The 20,460-nt window shown below is 64.3% G+C and carries 14 protein-coding genes; 6 read left to right on the plus strand and 8 right to left on the minus strand.

Translation table 11 applies throughout. The annotated features are described in order from the left end of the window. Window positions 1-22 precede the first annotated feature (22 nt). From glgX to P3T42_RS35870, 5 genes are all read right to left on the minus strand, one after another. Entirely contained in the window at window positions 23-2,239 is a 2,217-nt protein-coding gene (gene glgX, locus P3T42_RS35850; RefSeq protein ID WP_429308688.1) for a glycogen debranching protein GlgX, read from the minus strand. A 70-nt stretch (window positions 2,240-2,309) separates the two neighbouring features. Further along, window positions 2,310-4,526, minus strand: coding sequence for a 1,4-alpha-glucan branching protein GlgB (gene glgB / locus P3T42_RS35855; RefSeq protein ID WP_074294105.1), 2,217 nt, complete (start codon window positions 4,524-4,526; stop codon window positions 2,310-2,312). After that, a complete protein-coding gene (gene treS, locus P3T42_RS35860; protein ID WP_429308689.1) occupies window positions 4,519-7,974 on the minus strand; it encodes a maltose alpha-D-glucosyltransferase in 3,456 nt (1,151 codons plus the stop codon). Before treS ends, glgB begins: the two co-directional genes overlap by 8 nt. Beyond that, complete coding sequence (locus P3T42_RS35865) at window positions 7,974-11,417, minus strand: maltotransferase domain-containing protein (RefSeq protein ID WP_429308690.1); 3,444 nt, start codon at window positions 11,415-11,417, stop codon at window positions 7,974-7,976. The genes treS and P3T42_RS35865 overlap by 1 nt, the downstream gene beginning before the upstream one ends. Before the next feature lie 409 nt (window positions 11,418-11,826). Beyond that, complete coding sequence (locus P3T42_RS35870) at window positions 11,827-12,486, minus strand: DUF1345 domain-containing protein (RefSeq protein ID WP_074294108.1); 660 nt, start codon at window positions 12,484-12,486, stop codon at window positions 11,827-11,829. A 278-nt stretch (window positions 12,487-12,764) separates the two neighbouring features. Here P3T42_RS35870 and P3T42_RS35875 point away from each other — a divergent pair, with 278 nt between their 5' ends. The 4 genes from P3T42_RS35875 (at window position 12,765) to P3T42_RS35890 (ending at window position 17,386) form a co-directional block, all read left to right on the plus strand. Beyond that, window positions 12,765-13,346: a sugar dehydrogenase complex small subunit gene (locus P3T42_RS35875; RefSeq protein ID WP_074294109.1), complete on the plus strand. Its 582-nt coding sequence runs from the start codon at window positions 12,765-12,767 to the stop codon at window positions 13,344-13,346. Window positions 13,347-13,449: 103 nt separating this feature from the next. Beyond that, window positions 13,450-15,051 (plus strand): GMC family oxidoreductase, encoded by a 1,602-nt coding sequence (locus tag P3T42_RS35880; protein ID WP_429308691.1) that lies wholly within the window; start codon window positions 13,450-13,452, stop codon window positions 15,049-15,051. Between the two features lie 22 nt (window positions 15,052-15,073). After that, window positions 15,074-16,495: a c-type cytochrome gene (locus P3T42_RS35885; RefSeq protein ID WP_429308692.1), complete on the plus strand. Its 1,422-nt coding sequence runs from the start codon at window positions 15,074-15,076 to the stop codon at window positions 16,493-16,495. A gap of 153 nt (window positions 16,496-16,648) precedes the next feature. Next, window positions 16,649-17,386, plus strand: a complete 738-nt coding sequence (locus P3T42_RS35890) for a metallophosphoesterase (RefSeq protein WP_429308693.1) — start codon at window positions 16,649-16,651, stop codon at window positions 17,384-17,386. A gap of 29 nt (window positions 17,387-17,415) precedes the next feature. Here the strand turns inward: P3T42_RS35890 and P3T42_RS35895 are convergent, their stop codons facing one another. Continuing rightward, complete coding sequence (locus P3T42_RS35895) at window positions 17,416-18,117, minus strand: RES family NAD+ phosphorylase (RefSeq protein ID WP_074294113.1); 702 nt, start codon at window positions 18,115-18,117, stop codon at window positions 17,416-17,418. Further along, window positions 18,114-18,551, minus strand: a complete 438-nt coding sequence (locus P3T42_RS35900) for an MbcA/ParS/Xre antitoxin family protein (RefSeq protein WP_074294114.1) — start codon at window positions 18,549-18,551, stop codon at window positions 18,114-18,116. The genes P3T42_RS35895 and P3T42_RS35900 overlap by 4 nt, the downstream gene beginning before the upstream one ends. 133 nt (window positions 18,552-18,684) lie before the next feature. On the opposite strand from P3T42_RS35900, the gene P3T42_RS35905 reads away from it, so the two are divergent. Continuing rightward, window positions 18,685-19,083 (plus strand): hypothetical protein, encoded by a 399-nt coding sequence (locus P3T42_RS35905; RefSeq protein ID WP_429308694.1) that lies wholly within the window; start codon window positions 18,685-18,687, stop codon window positions 19,081-19,083. A gap of 8 nt (window positions 19,084-19,091) precedes the next feature. Here the strand turns inward: P3T42_RS35905 and P3T42_RS35910 are convergent, their stop codons facing one another. Beyond that, window positions 19,092-19,946, minus strand: coding sequence for a LysR substrate-binding domain-containing protein (locus P3T42_RS35910; protein ID WP_074294116.1), 855 nt, complete (start codon window positions 19,944-19,946; stop codon window positions 19,092-19,094). A gap of 98 nt (window positions 19,947-20,044) precedes the next feature. Between P3T42_RS35910 and P3T42_RS35915 the strand changes: the two genes are divergently transcribed. Next, window positions 20,045-20,434, plus strand: a complete 390-nt coding sequence (locus P3T42_RS35915) for a tautomerase family protein (RefSeq protein WP_074294117.1) — start codon at window positions 20,045-20,047, stop codon at window positions 20,432-20,434. The last annotated feature ends 26 nt before the right edge of the window (window positions 20,435-20,460 follow it).

Consider the following 20,460-nt stretch of genomic DNA (forward strand, 5'->3'; position numbering starts at 1 on the left):
GCCGCCTTGTGTTCCGGCAAGCCTACGTGTGCGATTCGCCGTCGGTGGGCAGGACTGTGCCCGGGTCCGGCGGCAACGCGGTCAGGAGCCGCGGGCCGTGCTGCGGCCCGGCTTGCCAGCCGGCCTGCCAGTCTGCGTCGCCCACCGGCCGCGCGGCCAGCATGACGAGACCGTGACCGGCCACTTCCACTTCCGATGCCGCCAACGGACGAGGCGGCGCGTCGGGGTCTGCGGTATCCAGCAGCACGTGCCATTCCAGATGCGGCGCGGGCGGCGCGAAACGCAACATGCCGCCGGACGCGTTCAGCATCATCAACAATACTTCCGTTTCACCGTCGAGTCCTGGACCTGCGCGGCGCAGCGTCAGCGCGCGTCCTTCCGGGTCCTGCCAGGCCTCGATGGTCAAGGGAAAGCCGCGTTCGTCGAACCAGCCGATGTCGTACAGGCCGGGCAACACCTCACGGTCGCCGAACAGGAAGCGCGTCTCGCGCAGCAGCGGATGCTGCTTGCGCAAGGCAATTACGCGCGAGACGAACTCGGTCATTCTGCGACCTTCTTCAGACCCGGCGCGTTCCCAATCGATCCATGATAGTTCGTTGTCCTGGCAGTACGCATTGTTATTGCCGTGCTGGGTGCGGCAGGATTCGTCGCCGGCCAGCATCATTGGCGTGCCGAGCGCCATGAACAGCGTCGCCATCAGCGAGCGGGCCACCCGTGCACGGGTTTCGAGAATCGCGGGATCGTCGCTTGATCCTTCGACACCCCAGTTCGAACTGCAGTTCTCGTTGTGGCCGTCGTTGTTATTTTCGCCGTTGGCTTCGTTATGCTTTTGCTCGTACGCGACGATGTCGGCAAGCGTGAAGCCGTCGTGCGACGCGACGAAATTCACCGAGGCCCACGGTTTCCTGAAGCGGCGGTTAAACAGATCCGCGGAGCCGGTGAGGCGCGCCGCAAGATCGGGCCGCAGGCCAGCGTCGCCACGCCAGAAGCGCCGTACGGTATCGCGAAAGCGGTCGTTCCACTCCGCGAAGCCGGGCGGATGATTGCCGAGCTGATAGCCACCCGGGCCGATGTCCCAAGGCTCGGAAATCAGCTTGCGTTGCGACAGGATCGGGTCCTGGCGCAAGGCGTCGAAAAAGCCGGAGCCGGGATCGAAGCCGTTATGTTCACGGCCGAGCGTCACGCCGAGATCGAAACGGAAGCCGTCGATGTTGAACGCCGTCGACCAGTAGCGCAGCGAATCCATCACCATCTGCAGCACGCGTGGATGCGGCAGGTTCAGCGTGTTGCCGCAGCCGGTGTCGTTGATATGATGACGTTCGTCGCCGGGCACGAGACGATAGTAGCTGGCGTTGTCGAGGCCGCGCCACGATACGGTCGGACCCATTTCGCCGCCTTCGCATGTGTGGTTGTAGACCACGTCGAGAATCACTTCGATCCCTGCCGCATGCAGTTGCCGAACCGCGATGCGCATTTCGTCGAGCCGATGCGTGCTCAGATACGACGGCTCCGGCGCAAAGAAAGCCGCGGTGTTGTAGCCCCAGTAGTTGCGCAGACCGCGCTCCACGAGGAAGCGGTCGTTCAGAAACGCATGCACCGGTAACAGTTCGACCGCGGTGACGCCGAGCTTCTGCAGATGCTCGATAAACTCCGGCGACGATAGCGCGGCAAACGTGCCACGTTCGTGCGCGCGCAGATTGGGGCGCAGCATCGACGCGCCGCGGACGTGGGCTTCGTAGAGAACCGTTTCGCCCCAGGGCACGTTAGGCCGCGTGTCGTGCGACCAGTCGAAGGCCTCGTCGATCACGACGCACTTCGGCATGGCCGGCGCCGAATCGCGCCGGTCGATGGACAGGTCGAGCCGGTTCGAATGCACACGGTAACTGAAGAGCGCATCCGACCAGCGAAACTGTCCGACGAGCTTGCGCGCGTACGGGTCGAGCAACAGCTTGTGCGGGTTGAAGCGATGCCCGTTCTGCGGCTGGTAAGGGCCATGCGCGCGAAACCCATAGGCCGTACCGGGATGCGCGTTAGGCAGGTAGCCGTGCCAGATCTCGTCGGTGCATTCGGGCAGCGTGAAGCGCTTCATCTCCTTGCGACCGGTGGGATCGAACAGGCACAACTCGATCCGCTGGGCATTGGCCGAGAAAACCGCAAAGTTGACGCCGAGTCCGTCCCAGCTCGCCCCGAGTGGATAGGGCGAGCCCGGCGACAGCCGGTCGGGCAATACATGCGACATGGTTCCCGTCCTTGTTCTGATGGTTCGCTTCTTCGCGGGGCATTCCTTTAAGCGATTCGTCGGCGGCGTCTCACGTGTCGGCGCGCAGCACGATCGTCGCGAGCGGCGGCAGGATCAGCGAGGCCGATTGCGGCTTGCCGTGACTCGCGATGTCCTCGGTGTAGATCAGGCCAGCGTTGCCGACGTTCGAGCCGCCGTACACGCTGGCGTCGGTGTTGAGAATCTCGCTCCAGCGTCCGGCGAGCGGCATGCCGAGGCGATAGCCGAGGCGCGGCACCGGTGTGAAGTTGCAGACGATCACCAGTTCGCGGCCCGCGCCGTCGACGCGCCGGAAAGCGAACACGCTGTTCTCGCTATCGTCGCCGATCAGCCATTCGAAGCCGCCGGGTTCGCAGTCGAGCGTGTACAGCGCCGGTTCGTCGCAATAGAGCAGGTTGAGGTCGCGCACCAGTTTTTGCGCGCCGTGGTGGAGTGGATCGTCGAGCAGATGCCAGTGCGGCGAGCCGTCGTGATCGAATTCGGCCATCTGCCCGAACTCGCCGCCCATGAAGAGCAGCTTCTTGCCGGGATGCGTCCACATGAAACCGAAATACGCGCGCAGGTTCGCGAAACGTTGCCAGCGGTCGCCCGGCATCTTGCCGAGCAGCGAGCCTTTGCCGTGCACCACCTCGTCGTGCGAGAGCGGCAACACGAAGCACTCCGAATAGGCGTACACCATGCCGAACGTCATGTTGTGGTGATGGTAGCGCCGGTACACCGGATCTTCTTGCAGGTAGTGCAGCGTGTCGTGCATCCAGCCCATGTTCCACTTGAACTCGAAGCCGAGCCCGCCGTCTTCGACGCGCGCCGTGACGCCGGGCCACGCCGTCGATTCTTCCGCAATCGTGATTGCGCCTGGCACGCCGGGCACGTAGCCGACTTCGTGATTGAGCCGCTTGAGAAACGCAATCGATTCGAGATTCTCGCGCCCGCCGTAGATGTTCGGCACCCATTCGCCCGCCGCGCGCGAATAGTCGCGATACAGCATCGAAGCCACTGCATCCACCCGCAGGCCATCCACGTGATAGCGCTTGAGCCAGGCCAGCCCCGAGGCGACCAGGAACGCGCTCACCTCGTTGCGGCCGAGGTTGTAGATCATCGTGTTCCAATCCTGGTGATAGCCTTCGCGCGGATCGGCATGCTCATAGAGCGGCGTGCCGTCGAAGTCGATCAGACCGTGTGCGTCGTTCGGGAAGTGCGCCGGCACCCAGTCGAGAATCACGCCGAGCCCGGCTTCGTGGGCCCGATTGACGAACTGCGCGAACTGCTCGGGTTTGCCGAAGCGCGCCGACGGCGCGAATTGCCCCAGCGGCTGATAACCCCACGAGCCGCCGAACGGATGCTCGGCGATCGGCATGAATTCGACGTGTGTAAAGCCCATGCCCTGCACGTAGGGGATCAAACGGTCGGCCAGTTCGGACCAGTCGAGACTGCGCTGACCTTCTTCCGCGATGCGCAGCCAGGATTCGGCGTGCACTTCGTAGATGGAGATGGGCGAGCGCGGCGTTTGGTTGGCGCCGCGCGAGTGGATCCAGGCATCGTCGGTCCACGGAAACTGTTCGATCTCGTCGACATGCGCGACGACCGACGCCGTCGCCGGCGGCCGTTCGGTTTGCATGGCGCAGGGATCGGCCTTCAGCGGCAACGGATGACCGTCGCGAGCCAGCAGTTCGTATTTGTAGCGTGTGCCTGGGCCGACGCGCGGCACGAACAGTTCCCACACGCCAGCCTGATGACGTAGCCGCATCGGATGGCGGCGGCCGTCCCACGAATTGAAGTCGCCGACCACCGAGACGCGCCGTGCATTCGGCGCCCATACGGCGAAGCGCACGCCGGGCACGCCGTCGATTTCCATAGGACGCGAGCCGAGGCATTCGAGTACCGCGTACGGGTCGCCGTGCGCGAGCCGATGCAGTGGTTCATCGCCCAGCACGGGACCGAACGAATAGGTGTCCTCGATTTCCTGAAGAGGGCCATGCCAGTCGATGCGCAGCCGGTACGGCACGGCAGCGCTGACACGGCCGATGAACAGTCCGTTGGGATGGACCTGTTGCAATTCGCCGAGCGTCTTGCCATCGGCGCGCGCAATCACCGTGACGTGCGCGGCATTCGGCAGCAGTGCGCGCACCACCGGTCCCGCGTCGGTCTCATGCATGCCCAGTTGCGAAAACGGATCGGGGTGGCGTGCCTCGACCAGCGCATCGAGATCGAGCGGTTGCAGGCCGGCGGTCGGATCGTACTCACTCATAATCGCCCTCAGCCGGGTTAGGCGGTGTGGCGCCGGTCGAGCCGGACGCCGATGGATCGTGGGGAGTGCCTGTGTCGCCGAGCAGCCGGCTCGCGAGCGCGGCGAGACCGCGCACCGGCAAGCCGAGCCACGTCGGACGATTGGCCGCTTCGTAGCGGATCTCGTAGGCGGCCTTTTCGATCAGGAACAGATCGAGCAGCGCCTGCTCCGAAGCCGGCGCGACGAGCGGTTGATCCACCTCGACGATGGCTGCGCGGTAGGCCTCGAGGAAGCTCTCGGCCGCATAGCCGCGGAAGCGGTCGAACAGCGCGCGCTTGCGATCGGCGGTCTGCTGCGGCGCGCTTTCCGTGGTGGATTGCGCCGCGGCGCTGGCATACGAGTACGAGCGCAGCAAACCGGCGACGTCGCGCATCGGGCTCGACTTCTGGCGACGTTCTTCGAGCGAGCGCGCCGGTTCGCCCTCGAAATCGATCAGATACGCGTCACCTTGTGCGACCAGCACTTGTCCCAGATGGAAGTCGCCGTGAATGCGCGTGCGCAGTGCGCCCGCGTCGGCGGTCACCAGCTTCGCAACGGCTTCGGTCAATGCGGCGCGCCGCTCGAGCAGACTGCGGGCCAGGTCGTGCGTGTCGTCGGTCAATTGATCGACACGTTGCGCGAGCAGATCGAGCGCGGACGTGAGCAAGGCCAGCGTGCCGTCGATCCATGCCTGCACCTGCTCGGGCGTGGCGGTTTCGGGCGCGAAGGCCGGATCGTCGGAAGGCGAGGCGAGCGCGACATGCAGCTCGCCGAGGCGCTTGCCGATCGTGGCCGCCATGCTCTGATAGCCTTCGATGGCCTGCGCTTCCTTCTCGCGATCGGGCGCGGCGTCGTCGGCATCGACCGCGAGCGCGAGGTCGTCGATCGTGCGGCGCAGGTAATCGAGCGCCCAGTTCCACGCGTCGCCCTGGTTGTCGATGAAGCCTTGCAGGATGCACAGCGTGTGCGGCACGCCGGCCGGATCGATACGCACCACTTCGCCATAGAGCGGCGCCGTGTTGGCGTAACCGATCTTCGTCAGATAGCGGCTGATTTCGGCTTCGGGATGGACGCCGCTCACGAGCCGCCGCACCAGCTTGAGCACGATCGCATCCGCGATGATCAGCGAACTGTTGCTCTGCTCAGCGGCGAGCCAGCGAATTTCGGGGCGGTCGCCGAGGTCGATCTCGGCAAGCCGGTCGGTGGGAATGAAGCAGATCTCGCTCTTTTGCACCGTTGGCACGACCGCACGTTCGCGCAGCTTGCGCAGGACGTTATGCGCGAAGATAGGCAGGGCGAAGGCGTCGGTCAGATGCCCGACGTTGCGGCCACGGCGCACGCGCGCCAGCGCCAGTTGCATGAACAACGGCGTGGTGGTCTCGCCGCCCCACGTGATGGCGATGGGCAGCACATAGCGCTCGGTGTGGTCGCCGACGTCCGCTTCGATCTCGGTGAAGGCGAAGCCGCCGTTCGGGATCGTCGTGAGGGCCGCCAGGCGCACCGCGTGCAAGGGCTGGTCTTTGGACGCAAACCAGCGGCGCCGGCTCAACCACGAAGGCAACACTTCGGATTCGAGCAGGCGGACGTTTTCCGGCGTCGGGCCAGCCTGACCTTCGCGGATCACAATCGTCACGAACTCGGGCAGCGGCTCCGAGTGGGCCTGCGCCCAGGTGGGACGCTGATTGCCCGGGCAGATGAGGAACCACAGAAAGCCGTAGGGCGGAAACGTCAGCAGATAGGTGAGCTGACCGATTGCGGGGAACACAGAGTCCGCGGTCATTTCGATCGGCACCGAGCCTGCGAATTCGGACAGATCGAGTTCTACCGCCTGCGGGGCGCGCGAGAGATTCGCGACGCACAGAATAGTCGGCTCGCCCGGCAACTCGCGCAGATACGCCAGAATCTTGCGGTTGGCCGGCTTCAGGAAGCGGATCGTGCCGCGCCCAAAGGTCTGCTTGGCGCGGCGCGTGGCGAGCATGCGGCGCGTCCAGTTCAGCAGCGAGTGCGGATCGCGGCTCTGCGCTTCGACGTTGACCGCATCGAAACCGTAGAGCGAGCCCATCACCGGCGGCAAGACCAGTTGCTCCGGATCGGCGCGCGAGAAGCCGCCGTTACGGTCCGAGGACCATTGCATCGGCGTGCGCACGCCGTCGCGGTCGCCGAGGTGGATGTTGTCGCCCATACCCAGTTCGTCGCCGTAATAGATCACGGGCGTGCCGGGCATCGACAGCAGCAGCGAGTTGATCAGCTCGATGCGCCGGCGGTCGCGCTCCATTAACGGCGCAAGGCGGCGCCGGATGCCGAGGTTCAACCGCGCGCGGCGATCGCTCGCGTAGGTGTTCCACAGATAGTCGCGCTCCGAATCCGTGACCATCTCGAGCGTCAGTTCGTCGTGATTGCGCAGGAAAATCGCCCACTGATTCGTTTCCGCGAGATCCGGCGTCTGCCGCATGATGTCGGTGATCGGGAAGCGGTCTTCGCTCGCGATCGACATGTAGATGCGCGGCATCAGCGGGAAGTGGAACGCCATATGGCATTCGTCTTCGTCGCCGAAATATTCCTTCACGTCTTCCGGCCACTGGTTCGCTTCGGCGAGCAGCATCCGGTTCGGATATTCGGCGTCGATGGTGGCGCGAATCTTCTTCAGGATCGCATGCGTTTCCGGCAGGTTCTCGTTGTTGGTGCCCTCGCGTTCCACGAGATACGGCACCGCATCCAGCCGCAGACCGTCGATGCCCATGTCGAGCCAGAAGCGCATCACCTGCAGCACTTCCTTCAGCACAGCGGGATTGTCGAAGTTCAGATCGGGCTGGTGCGAATAGAAGCGGTGCCAGTAGTACGCACCCGCCACCGGATCGTGCGTCCAGTTCGAAGGCTCGCTGTCGATAAAGATGATCCGCGTGCCGGTGTATTTCTCGTCCGTGTCGGACCAGACATAAAAGTTGCGATGATTCGAGCCGGGCTTCGCGCGCCGTGCACGCTGAAACCACGGATGCTGGTCTGACGTATGGTTGATGACCAGTTCGGTAATCACACGAATACCGCGTGCGTGCGCTTCCTGAATGAAGTGCTTCACGTCGGACAATTGTCCGTAGTCCGGATGGACGTTGCGATAGTCGGCGATATCGTAGCCGTCGTCGCGACGCGGCGACGGATAGAACGGCAGCAGCCAGATCGCGTTCACGCCGAGTTCGGCGATGTAGTCGAGCTTGGCAATCAGCCCAGGAAAGTCGCCGACGCCATCGTTGTTCGCATCGAAGAACGACTTGATATGCACCTGATAGATGATCGCGTCTTTGTACCAGAGCGGGTCGTCGCTCAGGGCCGATACCTTGCCGCGCCGGGCCGGCTTTGCTTTCGCGATGCGGCTGCTGGCGGCCACTGCGGCGTGGGCTTGCGACGTGCTCTCGGTCGGATCGTCACGTTTCATTACGCACCTTCGGTCGGGGGTTGGTAGCCAGCGTCTGCATGGCTGCCGCTGTCGTCGTCTGCGCTGGGGGGCTCGGCCGGCAGTCCGCCAACGGGCGCGATGCGCCAGATGGCGAACGGCATCGCACCGGGATTGAGCCGCACGTGCTGCCAGCGGCCATACCATTCGAAGCGCGCGCCGGTCATCTGGTCGACCACTTCGAGCGCTGCCTGATCGTGCAGATGCCAGTGGGCAAAGGTGGCCCAGGAAAGCTCCACGTCGGCGCCCTGTTCGTTGAACGGATCGAGATTGATGGCGACGACGACCACGTTGTCGCGCGCTTCGGTGGCTTTCTCGAAGAACAGGATGTGGTCATTGTGCGCCGTCAGAAACGTGACGCCCAGATGCGATTGCAGTGCGGGGTTCGCACGCCGGATCCGGTTCAAGGCGCTGATCTCGCCGACGATATTGCCGGGCCGGTTCCAGTCCCACGCACGCAGTTGATACTTTTCGGAGTCGAGATATTCCTCGCTGTTCGGCAGCGCGGCGGCCTCGCATAGTTCGAAACCGCTATACACGCCCCAGAGTCCCGAGAGCGTCGCTGCAAGGGCGGCGCGAATCAGGAAGCCGGAGCGTCCCTGGGACTGCAGATGCCGCGGGTTGATATCCGGCGTGTTGACGAAGAAATTCGGCCGGTAGTACTCGCGGACATCGGTCTGCGTGAGCTCGGTCAGATACTCGGTGAAATCGCGCTTCGACTCGCGCCACGTGAAATACGTGTATGACTGCGAAAAACCGATCTTGCCGAGCCGGTACATCATGCGTGGCCGCGTGAAGGCCTCCGCGAAGAAGATCGTGTCGGGATGGCGGGCGCGCACGTCGCCGATCATCCATTCCCAGAACGGCAGCGGTTTCGTATGCGGATTGTCGACGCGGAAAATATGCACGCCCGCTTCGATCCAGAACAGGATCACGTCGCGCAACGCGAGCCACAGATCGGGCTTGGCGTCGTGCGCATAGAAATCCGGGTTGACGATGTCCTGGTACTTCTTCGGCGGATTTTCCGCATAGCGCAGCGTGCCGTCCGGACGCCAGGCGAACCAGGTGGGATGCTCTTTCAGCCAGGGGTGATCCGGCGAGCACTGGATCGCGAAGTCGAGCGCGATCTCAAGGCCATGCTCGTGCGCGGCGGCGAGCATCTGCTTGAAGTCGTCGAGTGTGCCGAGTTGCGGATGAACGGCCGTGTGGCCGCCTTCCTCGCCGCCGATCGCATACGGGCTGCCCACGTCGCCCGGCTGTGCATTCAAGGTGTTGTTGCGGCCCTTGCGGTTGGCGACGCCGATGGGGTGGATCGGCGGGAAGTACAGCACGTCGAAACCCATGTCGCGGATGCGCGGCAGTTTCTTCGTGACATCCGCGAAGGTGCCGTGGCGCGCTTCGTCGTCGCTCATCGAACGCGGGAAGATCTCGTACCAGCTCGCGAAGCGCGCGGCGGTCCGCTCGGCGTCGATCCGGTAGATGACCGGGTCGCGCGTCAGGAACGGCCGGTGGCGCGCCGCCGCCATCGCCTTGGCGGTGGTGGGTGCGAGCAGCAGCGCGATGCGTGTGTCCAGGTCCGCTTTGGCGAAGACCTTGACGATATGCTCAAGCGGCTCGGTCACCGCGCCTTCCACCGTTTCCACCTCGGCCAGCACCAGCGCAAACAGGTGGCTGGCTTCATCCACTTCGAGCTCGACGGTTTGCCCGGCCTTCAGTTTCTTCTGCACGTGCTCGACCAGCGAGGCGAAGTCGTCGCGCCACGCGATCACGGTGAATTCGTGCCGGCCCACCCGTTCGAGCGGGATGCGCGTGTGCCAGAGGTCGAGGCCGGCGGGCGGCGCGGGGAGCATCGGGACTTCGTGCCAGGCGGTTTCATCGGCGGCGCGCCATACCACGGCGGCCGCGATCTTGTCGTGCCCTTCCGCGAAGATCGCGGCCATCACCTCGGCCCGCTCGCCGACCGTGCGCTTGACGACGAAGCGTCCATAGTCGACCGACGGCGTCACGCTTTCGATCGCCACGCGCGGCGCGGCAATCGCCTCCAGCACGGATTTACGGCCGCTGCGTTTGCTGCCCGCCTTGTCGATGGGCGGCGCGAGCCGCACCGGCTTGTCGGCCTGCGCGGCGAACAGGCGGCAGGCACCCGGCGCCAGCGTGAAGGGCGGTAGGGCGGCAGGGGTGGCATGCCCCGCGGCGTCGAGCGACACAAAGCGGGTGAAATTGCCCGGCACGCCGGCGAGAAAGCGCGCGGGATCGACCCGCACCGGCATGCCGAGGTCCGGGTTGATGACGATCAGCGTCGCTTGCTGGCTGTCGCGCAGATCGAGGTTATCGCCGCGCAACAGTACGGCGGCAGGGGTACTCGGCCCGCTGAGCGCGCGCAGTTCGCCGACGCTTTGCAGCGCTGGGGAATCGCGTAAGACGGCGTTGGCATGCCTGATCGGCTCGGAGAGGTCGAAACGCGGCGCTTTGCACAGCTCGGCGAACTGCGCGGCGTGCCCACGGGTGTAGGACATCGATTGCGCGATACCGTATTCGAAGCCCATCGGGATCAGCCAGCCGGTGCCGGTCGCCGCGGCAGTGAAGAGCGCGCGGCGGTAGGCGCGTTCGAGCATCGAGGCGTCGTGCACGTCGTCGAGGTCGGCGGCGAGGCGGCTGCCGTAGGGCGCTTCCGGGAAGGCGATCGGCGCGCCGATGCGACTCAGCGCGGCATGCTCGTCCGTGAGCCAACTGGCGCGGAAGTCCCACCAGCGCACGGAAGAAAACACGCTGTCGAAACCCGCTTCCTCCAGAGGCAGCAGATCGCCGCGCGCCAGACCGGGCGTCGCCGCGAGAAAGCGCACCTCGGGGTACTGCGCCCGTACGGCTGCACCAAGCTGGCGCCAGAAGGCGGCCGGCACGCGGTGCGGCGAGTCGAAACGAAAGCCGCTGACGCCGGCTTCCGCCAGCGTGAGCAGTTCGCGGGTCCACCAGTCGAGCAGCGCAGCCGTGTTGCCTTCGTTGCCGAAGTTCACATAGGCAACATTGTCTTCACGATGCGCATGGCGCGGATCGAGCCGCGCCTCCTCCGATTCGAACGGGTGGAACCAGTCCGGATGTTCGGCGAACAGCACGCCATCCGCGGCGACCCGATCGATTACGAGGTCGGCGAGCAGGCTCAGGCCGCGTTGACGCGCGGCGCCGGCGAGGCTACGCAGCGCTTCGGGCCCGCCTTGCTGCGCCTCGAACACGGGATGCAGATGACGGTGATCGCTGACGATCTGCGCATGCCCAGCCCGTCCGGGCTGGAACAGCGCGCCGATCAGGACGTGATCGAAGCCCAGCGCGGCCGCGTGCGCGAACTGCGCCGGCCATGCATCAAGCGACCCGACCAGGAGAGAGTGGAGAAAATAGATCCGCGGCGCATACCTTTGTGAAGGTTCCATCGGTCGTTTCCAGATTCGTCCTGCCGCGATGTGGATGCATCGAAATGCGATCACACCGCTCATTGGGGCTTCCAGAGCCGGAGGCCGCGCGCTGTGAAAAATCAGCGCGCGTACTGGTCAATGTAGTGCAAAGATCGATTGCCCGCAGGGCAGTAACGAACACTACGCACGCGCATGCGCCAGTCACGCGGTTCTGGACCAGGTAAATACAAGGCTTTCAGCAAGCGTTGTGCCAGCGAGACAGGTTGCGGCGAAAAAGGAAGGGAGGGGCGCGTGGGCGGGGGACGCCGCCGGGGCGTCTCGCTTTCAGCCGGCGTGTAAGGCGTGGCGCGGTAGGGCGGTTTTACACAGAAGGGCGAGGATTGCCGGTAGCGTCCTGACAGCGGGCCGCTGCAGGACGCTGCTTGCATTACGAACCGAGCAGGCCGGCTGCGATATTGACACACAGGCCCAGCACGGCCACGTTGAAGTAGAACGAGAGGATGGATTGCGCCAGCGCGGCACGGCGGATCGAGCGCGAGCGGAGCACGACGTCCGACGTCTGCGAGGCCACCGCAATCGTGAACGAGAAGTACAGGAAGTCCCAATAGTTCGGCTTCAGCTTGCTATCGGGGAACAGCAGCGCGGTCTCGTCCGGGTTGGCGTAGTAGAGGCGTGCGTAATGCAGCGTGAAGATGGTCGGAATCAGGAACCAGGCACCGAACATTGTCAGGCCGGTGAGCAGATAGTGCGCGAGCGTCGACGCGGCGCCAAGGTTTTTCGCCGACGCCAGTTCGAGGACGATGGCCGCAATGCTCGCCAGAGTGGCGAGGCAGATCACGAACAGCACGACGCCGGCGTTTTCGTCGTCGCGTTGCGCGAACTCGAGGACCTGGTCCTCATGGGCGGTGGCCATGTGAATCCAGATGAGCACGAGGTACGTCCATATCGCGAGGTCCCACGCGGCGAGCACTCGCACCATTGGCCGCATGTGCGAGGGCACCGCCAGGGCGACGACGATGCCGATGACAAGCGCGGCGACCATGCGCGGTCGGTTGCGTAGAACCTGCGGATAAATATTCGTTGGCATGGGCTATCAAGGTGAGGCTGCGCTGTACCGGCGCAGCACTGTTAAGCAGAATTGAGCGTCGTTGATTCTACCCTGCGCCTCGGGCACCAATTGTCGAATGGTCGCGAGACGGCTATAGTCTTTCGCAACGGCCTTGCGTTGGGCTTTCAATGACGAATGAGACCGCTTGAGCGGCACAGACCAGGTTTGGGGCGGACAACCGGAAACCCGCAGCGGCAGCATGCCGTTGTCTTGCGAGTGGGCTGGTTGAACATTGACTCATCATCTGTGGAGCGCCCATGACAGATGTTCAAGAGAAAGATGAGAACGCTGCGCACCGTGAGGTGACGCATGCCCATTCCGCCGGCCGCCGCACCTGGCTGCTCGGCGCATGCGCGGCCGCTGCCGCGCTGGCGTTCACCAGCGCCGGGCGTTTCGCGACGCCGTTCGGACTCACCCCAGCTTTTGCCGACGCGCCCGCAGGCGGCGGCCTCGACGCTTTCCTCGCCCTTTCGCAGCATCTCACCGCTCGCACCGGCTTCGACCCGGTGCTCAGCAAGCGCGTCTACGATGCTTTGGCCCGTTCCGACAGCCAGTTCACGCAGAACGTCGCCGCTCTCAACACCTGGCTGCAAAGCCACGGCGGTGTGCCCTCGGATACGGTGACGCAAGCCTTGCAGGCCGATCAGCCGGCGCTTGCAAAGACGGTTAGCGCCGTCATGCGCGGCTGGTATCTCGGCCTCGTCGGCGAGATGCCGCATGTCCAGGTGGTGGCCTACGAAAGCGCGCTGATGTTCGATCCCGTCAAGGACGTGCTGACGATTCCGTCGTATTGCCGCGACGTGCCGTTCTACTGGACGCAAAAGCCCGCCGGCGCTTGAAGCACGGCATGCCTCTCGAGCGTGCCCTGCGTCGTGTCATGTGTCATCCGCGACGACAGCATGCGTCAATCAGCAAGCAACGATAAGCCAGCAGAGGGCAACAATGGCAAATTCCAATTCCGCCGATATCGTCGTAGTCGGCTCGGGCGTGGCGGGCGGTCTGGTCGCGCATCAGATGGCGCTGGCCGGCGCATCGGTGATCCTGCTCGAAGCCGGGCCGCGTATTCCGCGCTGGCAGATCGTCGAGAACTTTCGCAATTCACCGGCCAAGTCCGATTTTGCGACGCCTTATCCTTCGACGCCCTACGCGCCTCATCCAGAATATGCGCCCGCCAACAACTACCTGATCCAGAAAGGCGACTATCCCTACAATTCGCAGTACGTGCGACTGGTGGGCGGCACCACCTGGCACTGGGCTGCGGCTGCATGGCGGCTCTTGCCGTCCGATTTCCAGTTGAAGAAACTCTACGGCGTGGGCCGCGACTGGCCCTATCCGTATGAAACACTCGAGCCGTGGTACTTCGCGGCTGAAGTGCAGCTTGGCGTGTCCGGTCCCGACAGCACGATCGATCTCGGCTCGCCGCGTTCGAAGCCTTATCCGATGAGCCAGTTGCCGTTGTCGTACATGGACCAGCGCTTTAGCGACGTGCTCAACGCGCAAGGCTTCAAGGTGGTGCCCGAGCCGGTGGCGCGCAACAGCCGGCCTTACGATGCCCGCCCAACCTGTTGCGGCAACAACAATTGCATGCCGATCTGTCCGATCGCCGCCATGTATAACGGCGTGGTCCACGCGGAGAAAGCGGAACAGGCGGGCGCGAGGCTGATTCCCGAAGCGGTGGTGTACCGCGTCGAAGCCGACAACAAAGGGCTCATCACCGCGGTTCACTACAAGGATCCGAACGGCAACAGCACACGCGTGACCGGCAAGCTGTTCGTGCTCGCGGCGAACGGCATCGAAACGCCCAAGCTGATGCTGATGTCGACCTCCGACAAATTCCCGCATGGTATCGGCAACAGTTCGGACCAGGTGGGCCGCAATCTGATGGACCATCCGGGCACAGGGGTGACCTTCCTCGCCAACGAGCCGTTGTGGCCAGGGCGTGGGCCGATGGAAATGACCTCGGTGGTGAACTTCCGCGACGGCGCGTTCCGCTCCGACTACGCGGCGAAGAAGCTGCATCTCTCCAACGGCGTGCCGACAATGTCCGTCACTGCCGATCTGATCAAACAGGGTGTCACGGGCGCCGAACTCGACCGTCAGATTCGCGACCGTGCCGCGCGCACGCTGAACATCAACAGCTTCCACGAACATCTGGCCGAACCGCAGAATCGCATCGTGCCGTCGGCGGATCACAAGGATTCGATCGGCATTCCGCAGCCGGAGATTTACTACTCGATCAACGACTACGTGAAGAAGAGCGCGGCGAACACGCACGAACTGTATGCGCAGATTGCGAGCCTGTTCGGCGGCGCCGAAGTGTCGTTCGACGATACCTTCGCGCCCAACAATCACATCATGGGCACGACGATCATGGGCAGCGATCCGGCGGATTCAGTCGTCGATGCCGATTGCCGTACGCACGATCATTCGAATCTGTTCATCGCGAGCAGCGCCGTGATGCCCACCGCCGCGTCGGTGAACTGCACGCTGACGATTGCCGCCTTGTCGCTGAAGCTGGCCGACAAGCTGAAGCATGAAATCTGACCCGAGCCCACGGAGAGCCACCATGACGAACAAGACGTCTCGCGTGCAGCCGGCCGGATCGCTTGCACAGGTCGCGCGCCGCCGCCGCATCCGGATGGCGACGCTCGCGGCTGCGTTCTCGCTGTTTGCGTTGTACCTCGCCTGGCATGAGGCCTACGATCCGCCTACGCGCCATGACGACGAATCGCCGATCACGCAGGCGCTGGCCGACGACCCGGCGCAATCCACACAGCCGGCGGCGACGGCCGCGGCCGATCCGGGTCTGGTGAAGCGTGGCGAATACCTCGCACGCGCCGGTGATTGCGTGGCCTGTCACACGGCCGACAAGAGCCGCCCGTTCGCGGGCGGCCTGCCGATCAACACGCCGTTCGGCACGATCTACACACCGAACATCACGCCGGATCCGGATACCGGCATCGGCCAGTGGACCGACAGCGATTTCATGCGGGCGATGCAGCAAGGCATCGGCAAGGGCGGCGAGCGGCTCTATCCGGCGTTCCCGTATGTCGAGTACACCAAGGTCACCGGCCAGGATGTGCTGGCGATCCGCGCGTATCTGAACACGCTCGCGCCGATCCATTACGCGCCGCCGCGCAACCAGATGAGCTTCCCGTTCAACCAGCGCTGGCTGATGGTGTTCTGGAACATGTTCAATTTCACCGAGGGCCGCTTCGTACCCGATCCCAAGCAGAGCGCGGAATGGAATCGCGGCGCGTATCTGGTGGAAGGGTTGGCGCACTGCGAGGAATGCCACACGCCGCGCAACATCCTGCAAGGATTGAAAACCAGCGACCGCTTCTCCGGCGCCACCCAGGCCGGCTGGCACGCCTTCAATATCACGCCCGACAAGAACAGCGGCGTGGGCAACTGGAGCGATGCGGAACTGGCCGGCTATCTCTCGACCGGCGCGGTGCCGGGCCGTGCAAATGCAGCGGGGCCGATGGCTCAGGTCGTGGAGGACAGCACGCAGTATCTGACCTCTGAGGATGTGACCTCGATCATCACGTACTTGCGTTCGGTTGCGCCTGTGATTGGCGGCGAGACGCATCCGCGCGACCAGTGGGGCACGCCCGCTCACGACGTGACCGCGCTGCGCGGCACCGAGATTACGACCGTGAACGGTGCGCAACTGTTCGTCGCCAATTGCGCGTCGTGCCACAACTGGACCGGGCAAGGGGTGGGCGCGAGCGCGGCCGGCGCGTATCCGTCGTTGATCCACAACACGACGGCCGGCGCGAGCGATCCGAACAACCTGGCGATGGTGATTCTGCACGGCGTCAGCCGCACCACGAAACAGGCCGACGTGCTGATGCCCGCATTTGGCGCAGAACTGACCGACGATCAGGTGGCCGCGATCACCAACTACGTGACCAAACAGTTCGGCAACCCGCAAGCCATTGTGACCGTCGATACCGTGGCCAAGCTGCGGGCCCAGCAACAATGACCGCTTGACGCCGCACCAGAACGGCGCAATCCGGCAGGGTTTTCCGGATTGCGCCGTCGAGTCGGAAAACGCGGGGCGGGGTGCCCGTCAAGCGTCGGAGAAAAGATAGAAACCTCGCATACGCGCTTTGCGTTCGCGTTCTATCATGGTCGCATGGCATCCACACTCGTCACCGCTGTCGAACATCATCCCGTCAACCGCACCGGCCGCGACTTTGTCGTGGGCGATCTGCATGGTTGCGTGGATGCGTTGCGCTATTTGCTGCGCGATGCGGCCTTCGATCCGTCGCGCGACCGGCTGTTTTCGGTCGGCGATCTGATCGATCGCGGCACGCAGTCCGAAGAGGCGCTGGCCCTGCTCGACAAGCCCTGGTTCTATGCGGTCCTCGGCAATCACGAAGACACGCTATGCGCCGTGGCGGAAGGGCGCTTGCGCCGGCAGTGGTGGTACGGCATTGGCGGCACGTGGGCGGCCCAATTGTCCGATGAGAAGCTGCGCCATTATGCGCAGCGGCTGAGCGGCTTGCCGCTTGCGCGGGTGATCGGCAGCGGCAATGAGCGCTTCAATGTGCTGCATGCCGAATTCTTCGGAACCGATGCCGATCTCGATACCGGCGAGTTTTCCGCCGACGAGCGGCAGCAACTGCTATGGGGACGTCAGCTCGCCATGGGCAACGGCGATCCCACGCGGCAGCTCAGTCTGTCGCTGACTTACTGCGGGCATACGCCGATGCGCAGCATCCAGCAGATCGGCGCGCAGGTGTTCATCGATACGGGCGCGTTCGGGCCGGGCGGCAAGCTGACCATGGTCGAGGCCCGCAAGCCGCAGCGCTGGTCCGTGACGGTGGACATGGCGCGCGCGGAAGGCGCCGCGGCGCTGGCGTTGCCTTGAGCGCGTTGGCTTGACCGGGTTGTCTTGACCTACCCCACCTGATTCAGCTCGAACACCATATCGACGGCGCTGCCGTTCCAGTTGTATTCCAGATACGCCGCGTGATGGCAGTCCCTCAGCAGCGCGGTTCTGAACGCCGCAAGGCATTCGCCGCCGGGATCTCGCACGGACGGATACGCGATCCCCGGCGCTCCCGCTGCGCGCACCGCGCGCCCAATCGCTTGCCCCGGAAGATAATCGTGCGGCGAGAGGACCGCGGGATCGAGCGACGCGTCGTCGCGCAAATCCACCACCTCGCCACTCGCGATCACCGTGTACAGCCGCATCTGTTGACGCGTTGGCGCTTCGGCGGTGGCCGCGAGGAATTGACCCGTGTGATAGCGCGTTTCCGCAATCGCGGTGGCGCGCGAACGGGCGCAGTAGAACACACCGTAGCTGCCATCCGAGAAGCGGCTGCCGAGCGGATTCAGATGAGTCAACGCGGCCATGATCGGTCCGTAGCCCGGACCGAATCGCCGCTCTTCGCGTGGCACCAGTTCGAGCTCACCCACTTCGGTGCGCAGACGGTCGTTGGTCATCGCTTCGAGCGCGTAAAGCGCATCGAAGTCTTCGGGGGTGGCGACGCGGTCGAACAGATTCACCGCCGGAAAACGCGTGGGAATCACGCGATACGCGGGCGACCAGTCGAGCGGCGCGACGCGCCAGCGGTCCTGCCAATGCAGTTCAGTCACGCCCAGCCGCCTCGCATTGCGTCGAGATACTGGCGTACGGCGACGAGGTCGCTGATATTGCCGGCGAGCATCCGGTCGAGCGCGCGGCGCCCGCCGAACGGCGGCGCGCTATTGGGACGTTTGACCCAGCCGTCGGCGGCGGCCGGTTGTGGCAACAAGATCTGCAGTGCTTTGTAAATGCCGAGCAGCAGCGAAAGCCGCTCGAGCGTGTCGCGCCCCAGGCGGGCGGTTTGCGGTTCCGCCTTCCACTTGAAGAAGGTCGAGCGGCCCGGCGAGCCGAGCAGGACGATCTGTTCCTCCGTGTTCAAATCCCAGTCGCCGGCGATCTTGAAGAACGCACGCAGGCCCGCCGCCGACATTTCGGTCAGCGAGGGTTCCGTGACGGGCCGGCGTAGCGGCGGGTCGTCATGGGAGACACGGGCGGCGTGTGGCATGGAGGTTGGTCCTTATCTGTACTTTGTATCAATATTAGTCCAGATGTGGATTATTGCAAGGACAAATTGGGTATAATCGCGTCCCGGCAGGATAGATGCGAGACAGGTAATCGACGATCAGGAGCGGCAGGTGATGTGGGTGCGAGCAGTGGCGGTAGCGGTGGTGGCAGTAGCGTGTTGTGCAGTAACGGCGCAGGCAGCGCAGTACGCCGAGGTGTGGAATCCGCCTGAGGCCAGACACGCGCCGAAGCGGGTCAAGGGGCATGCGCCGGCGAGCACGAAGGTGGCGGCCAAGGCGGTGGTGACCAGCAAGAGCAAGCGGCTGAAGGTTGAGCCGAAGACGAAGGCGTCGCTGCACGCCGCGCATCAGGTTAAACCTCATGGCAAGCTTGTGGCGAAGAGTGCTGCGGGTAAGCCGGTCAAGACTGTGCGGAGCAAGGGCGTGCCGAGTAAGGCGGTCAAGATGGCGAGCGCGAACACCGCGACGAACTCCGCCGCCGGGGCCCGCAATCTACCGCCGATCCTGCACTGAGTCCGGGCTCAGCCCCCGCTCCCCAACCCCTCCGTCAACAACCGCAACGTCTCCAAAGAGCGCGGATCGCGCAACCGCGAATGCAGTGCCACGCGCGATTCAGGCAATGTCGGCAAGCCGAGCCGCGCGCCGACGTCGATCAACCCGCGCGGCGCTACCCGTCGCGCCAACGGCGCCACGGCGAGCCCAGCCGCAGCCGCTGCGCCGACAGTCGCCACCCCGCCGCCGATAAACGCCTCGCGCCATGCCACACCCGCCTCATCCAACGCATGGATCGCAACCGCCCGCACATTGCACGGCGCCGTCAGCAGCGCGAGCGGCAGCGGTTCGCCGACGCGCGGTAGCCATGCCGGCGCGGCCAGCCAGACGAGCGGTTCGCTGAAAAGCACGCTCGCATCGTCACGCGGCGCCTCGTCCGGTGTGGAGCGGACGATCACCGCGTCGAGCCGTCGTTCGTCGAACTGCGCGAGCAGCGCTGTCGAGGTGCCGAGATGCAATTCGATCACCAACCCCGGATCGTAAGCGTTCAGCTTCGCCAGCAGATCCGTCAGGTCGGTGCTTGCGACGTGCTCGCTCAGACCCAGCGCGAGCCTGCGCCGCTCCACCGACAGCGCGCCGAGCGCCCGCTCATGCGCGTTCAGCAGGTCGCGCGCGGCGCCGAGAAACGCGGTGCCGTCTGCGGAGAGCCGCACCACCCGCGGTGTCCGTTCCACCAGTTGCTTGCCAAGATGCGCCTCCAGCCGTTTGAGCTTCAGGGAGACGGCGGATTGCGTGGTGTCGAGCGCGTCGGCCGCACGCGTAAAACTGTGCAGATCGGCGACCAGAACGAAGGCGCGCACCGCATCGAGATCGAGTACTTTCATTTCAATTGAAAATAAATGAAATAGCCATTGATGTCTGTCCATTATGGACGAGGTGGCCTAAGCTGGGTACTCAATCTTCTTCGAAAGGAGTGTTCATCATGCCGTTCACCCGAATTGCAGTCCGCGCCGGCAAGCCGGCGGCTTACCGGAAAGCGCTCACGCAGGGCATCCAGCGTTCGCTGGTGGAGATTTTCAACGTGCCGGAGGACGATATCTTCATGGTCGTCACCGAACACGATCAGGACAACTTCTTTTATGGCAAGCACTACCTGGACATTGATCGCAGCGACGATCTCGTGCTGATCCAGATCACCGCGAACAATACGCGCACCGTCGAGCTCAAGAAGGCGCTGTACAAGCGGATCGCGGAGCATCTGGCGGAAAGCCCAGGCGTGCGGCCGGAAGACGTGTTCGTCAACCTCGTGGATGTGCCGAAGGAGAACTGGTCGTTTGGGAATGGCATCGCGCAATACGCGCCTCCCGCCTGACGCGTCTTTCGACCCGCGCGCTGCGC

It is taken from the genome of Paraburkholderia sp. GAS38 (assembly GCF_050434965.1).
GTDB classification, from domain to species: domain Bacteria; phylum Pseudomonadota; class Gammaproteobacteria; order Burkholderiales; family Burkholderiaceae; genus Paraburkholderia; species Paraburkholderia phenazinium_A.

Coding starts and splice junctions, on each gene's coding strand:
- glgX (WP_429308688.1), bottom strand. CDS start 2,239: ATGTCGCATGTATTGCCCGACCGGCTGTCGCCGGGCTCGCCCTATCCA.
- glgB (WP_074294105.1), bottom strand. CDS start 4,526: ATGAGTGAGTACGATCCGACCGCCGGCCTGCAACCGCTCGATCTCGAT.
- treS (WP_429308689.1), bottom strand. CDS start 7,974: ATGAAACGTGACGATCCGACCGAGAGCACGTCGCAAGCCCACGCCGCA.
- P3T42_RS35865 (WP_429308690.1), bottom strand. CDS start 11,417: ATGGAACCTTCACAAAGGTATGCGCCGCGGATCTATTTTCTCCACTCT.
- P3T42_RS35870 (WP_074294108.1), bottom strand. CDS start 12,486: ATGCCAACGAATATTTATCCGCAGGTTCTACGCAACCGACCGCGCATG.
- P3T42_RS35875 (WP_074294109.1), top strand. CDS start 12,765: ATGACAGATGTTCAAGAGAAAGATGAGAACGCTGCGCACCGTGAGGTG.
- P3T42_RS35880 (WP_429308691.1), top strand. CDS start 13,450: ATGGCAAATTCCAATTCCGCCGATATCGTCGTAGTCGGCTCGGGCGTG.
- P3T42_RS35885 (WP_429308692.1), top strand. CDS start 15,074: ATGACGAACAAGACGTCTCGCGTGCAGCCGGCCGGATCGCTTGCACAG.
- P3T42_RS35890 (WP_429308693.1), top strand. CDS start 16,649: ATGGCATCCACACTCGTCACCGCTGTCGAACATCATCCCGTCAACCGC.
- P3T42_RS35900 (WP_074294114.1), bottom strand. CDS start 18,551: ATGCCACACGCCGCCCGTGTCTCCCATGACGACCCGCCGCTACGCCGG.
- P3T42_RS35905 (WP_429308694.1), top strand. CDS start 18,685: ATGTGGGTGCGAGCAGTGGCGGTAGCGGTGGTGGCAGTAGCGTGTTGT.
- P3T42_RS35910 (WP_074294116.1), bottom strand. CDS start 19,946: ATGAAAGTACTCGATCTCGATGCGGTGCGCGCCTTCGTTCTGGTCGCC.
- P3T42_RS35915 (WP_074294117.1), top strand. CDS start 20,045: ATGCCGTTCACCCGAATTGCAGTCCGCGCCGGCAAGCCGGCGGCTTAC.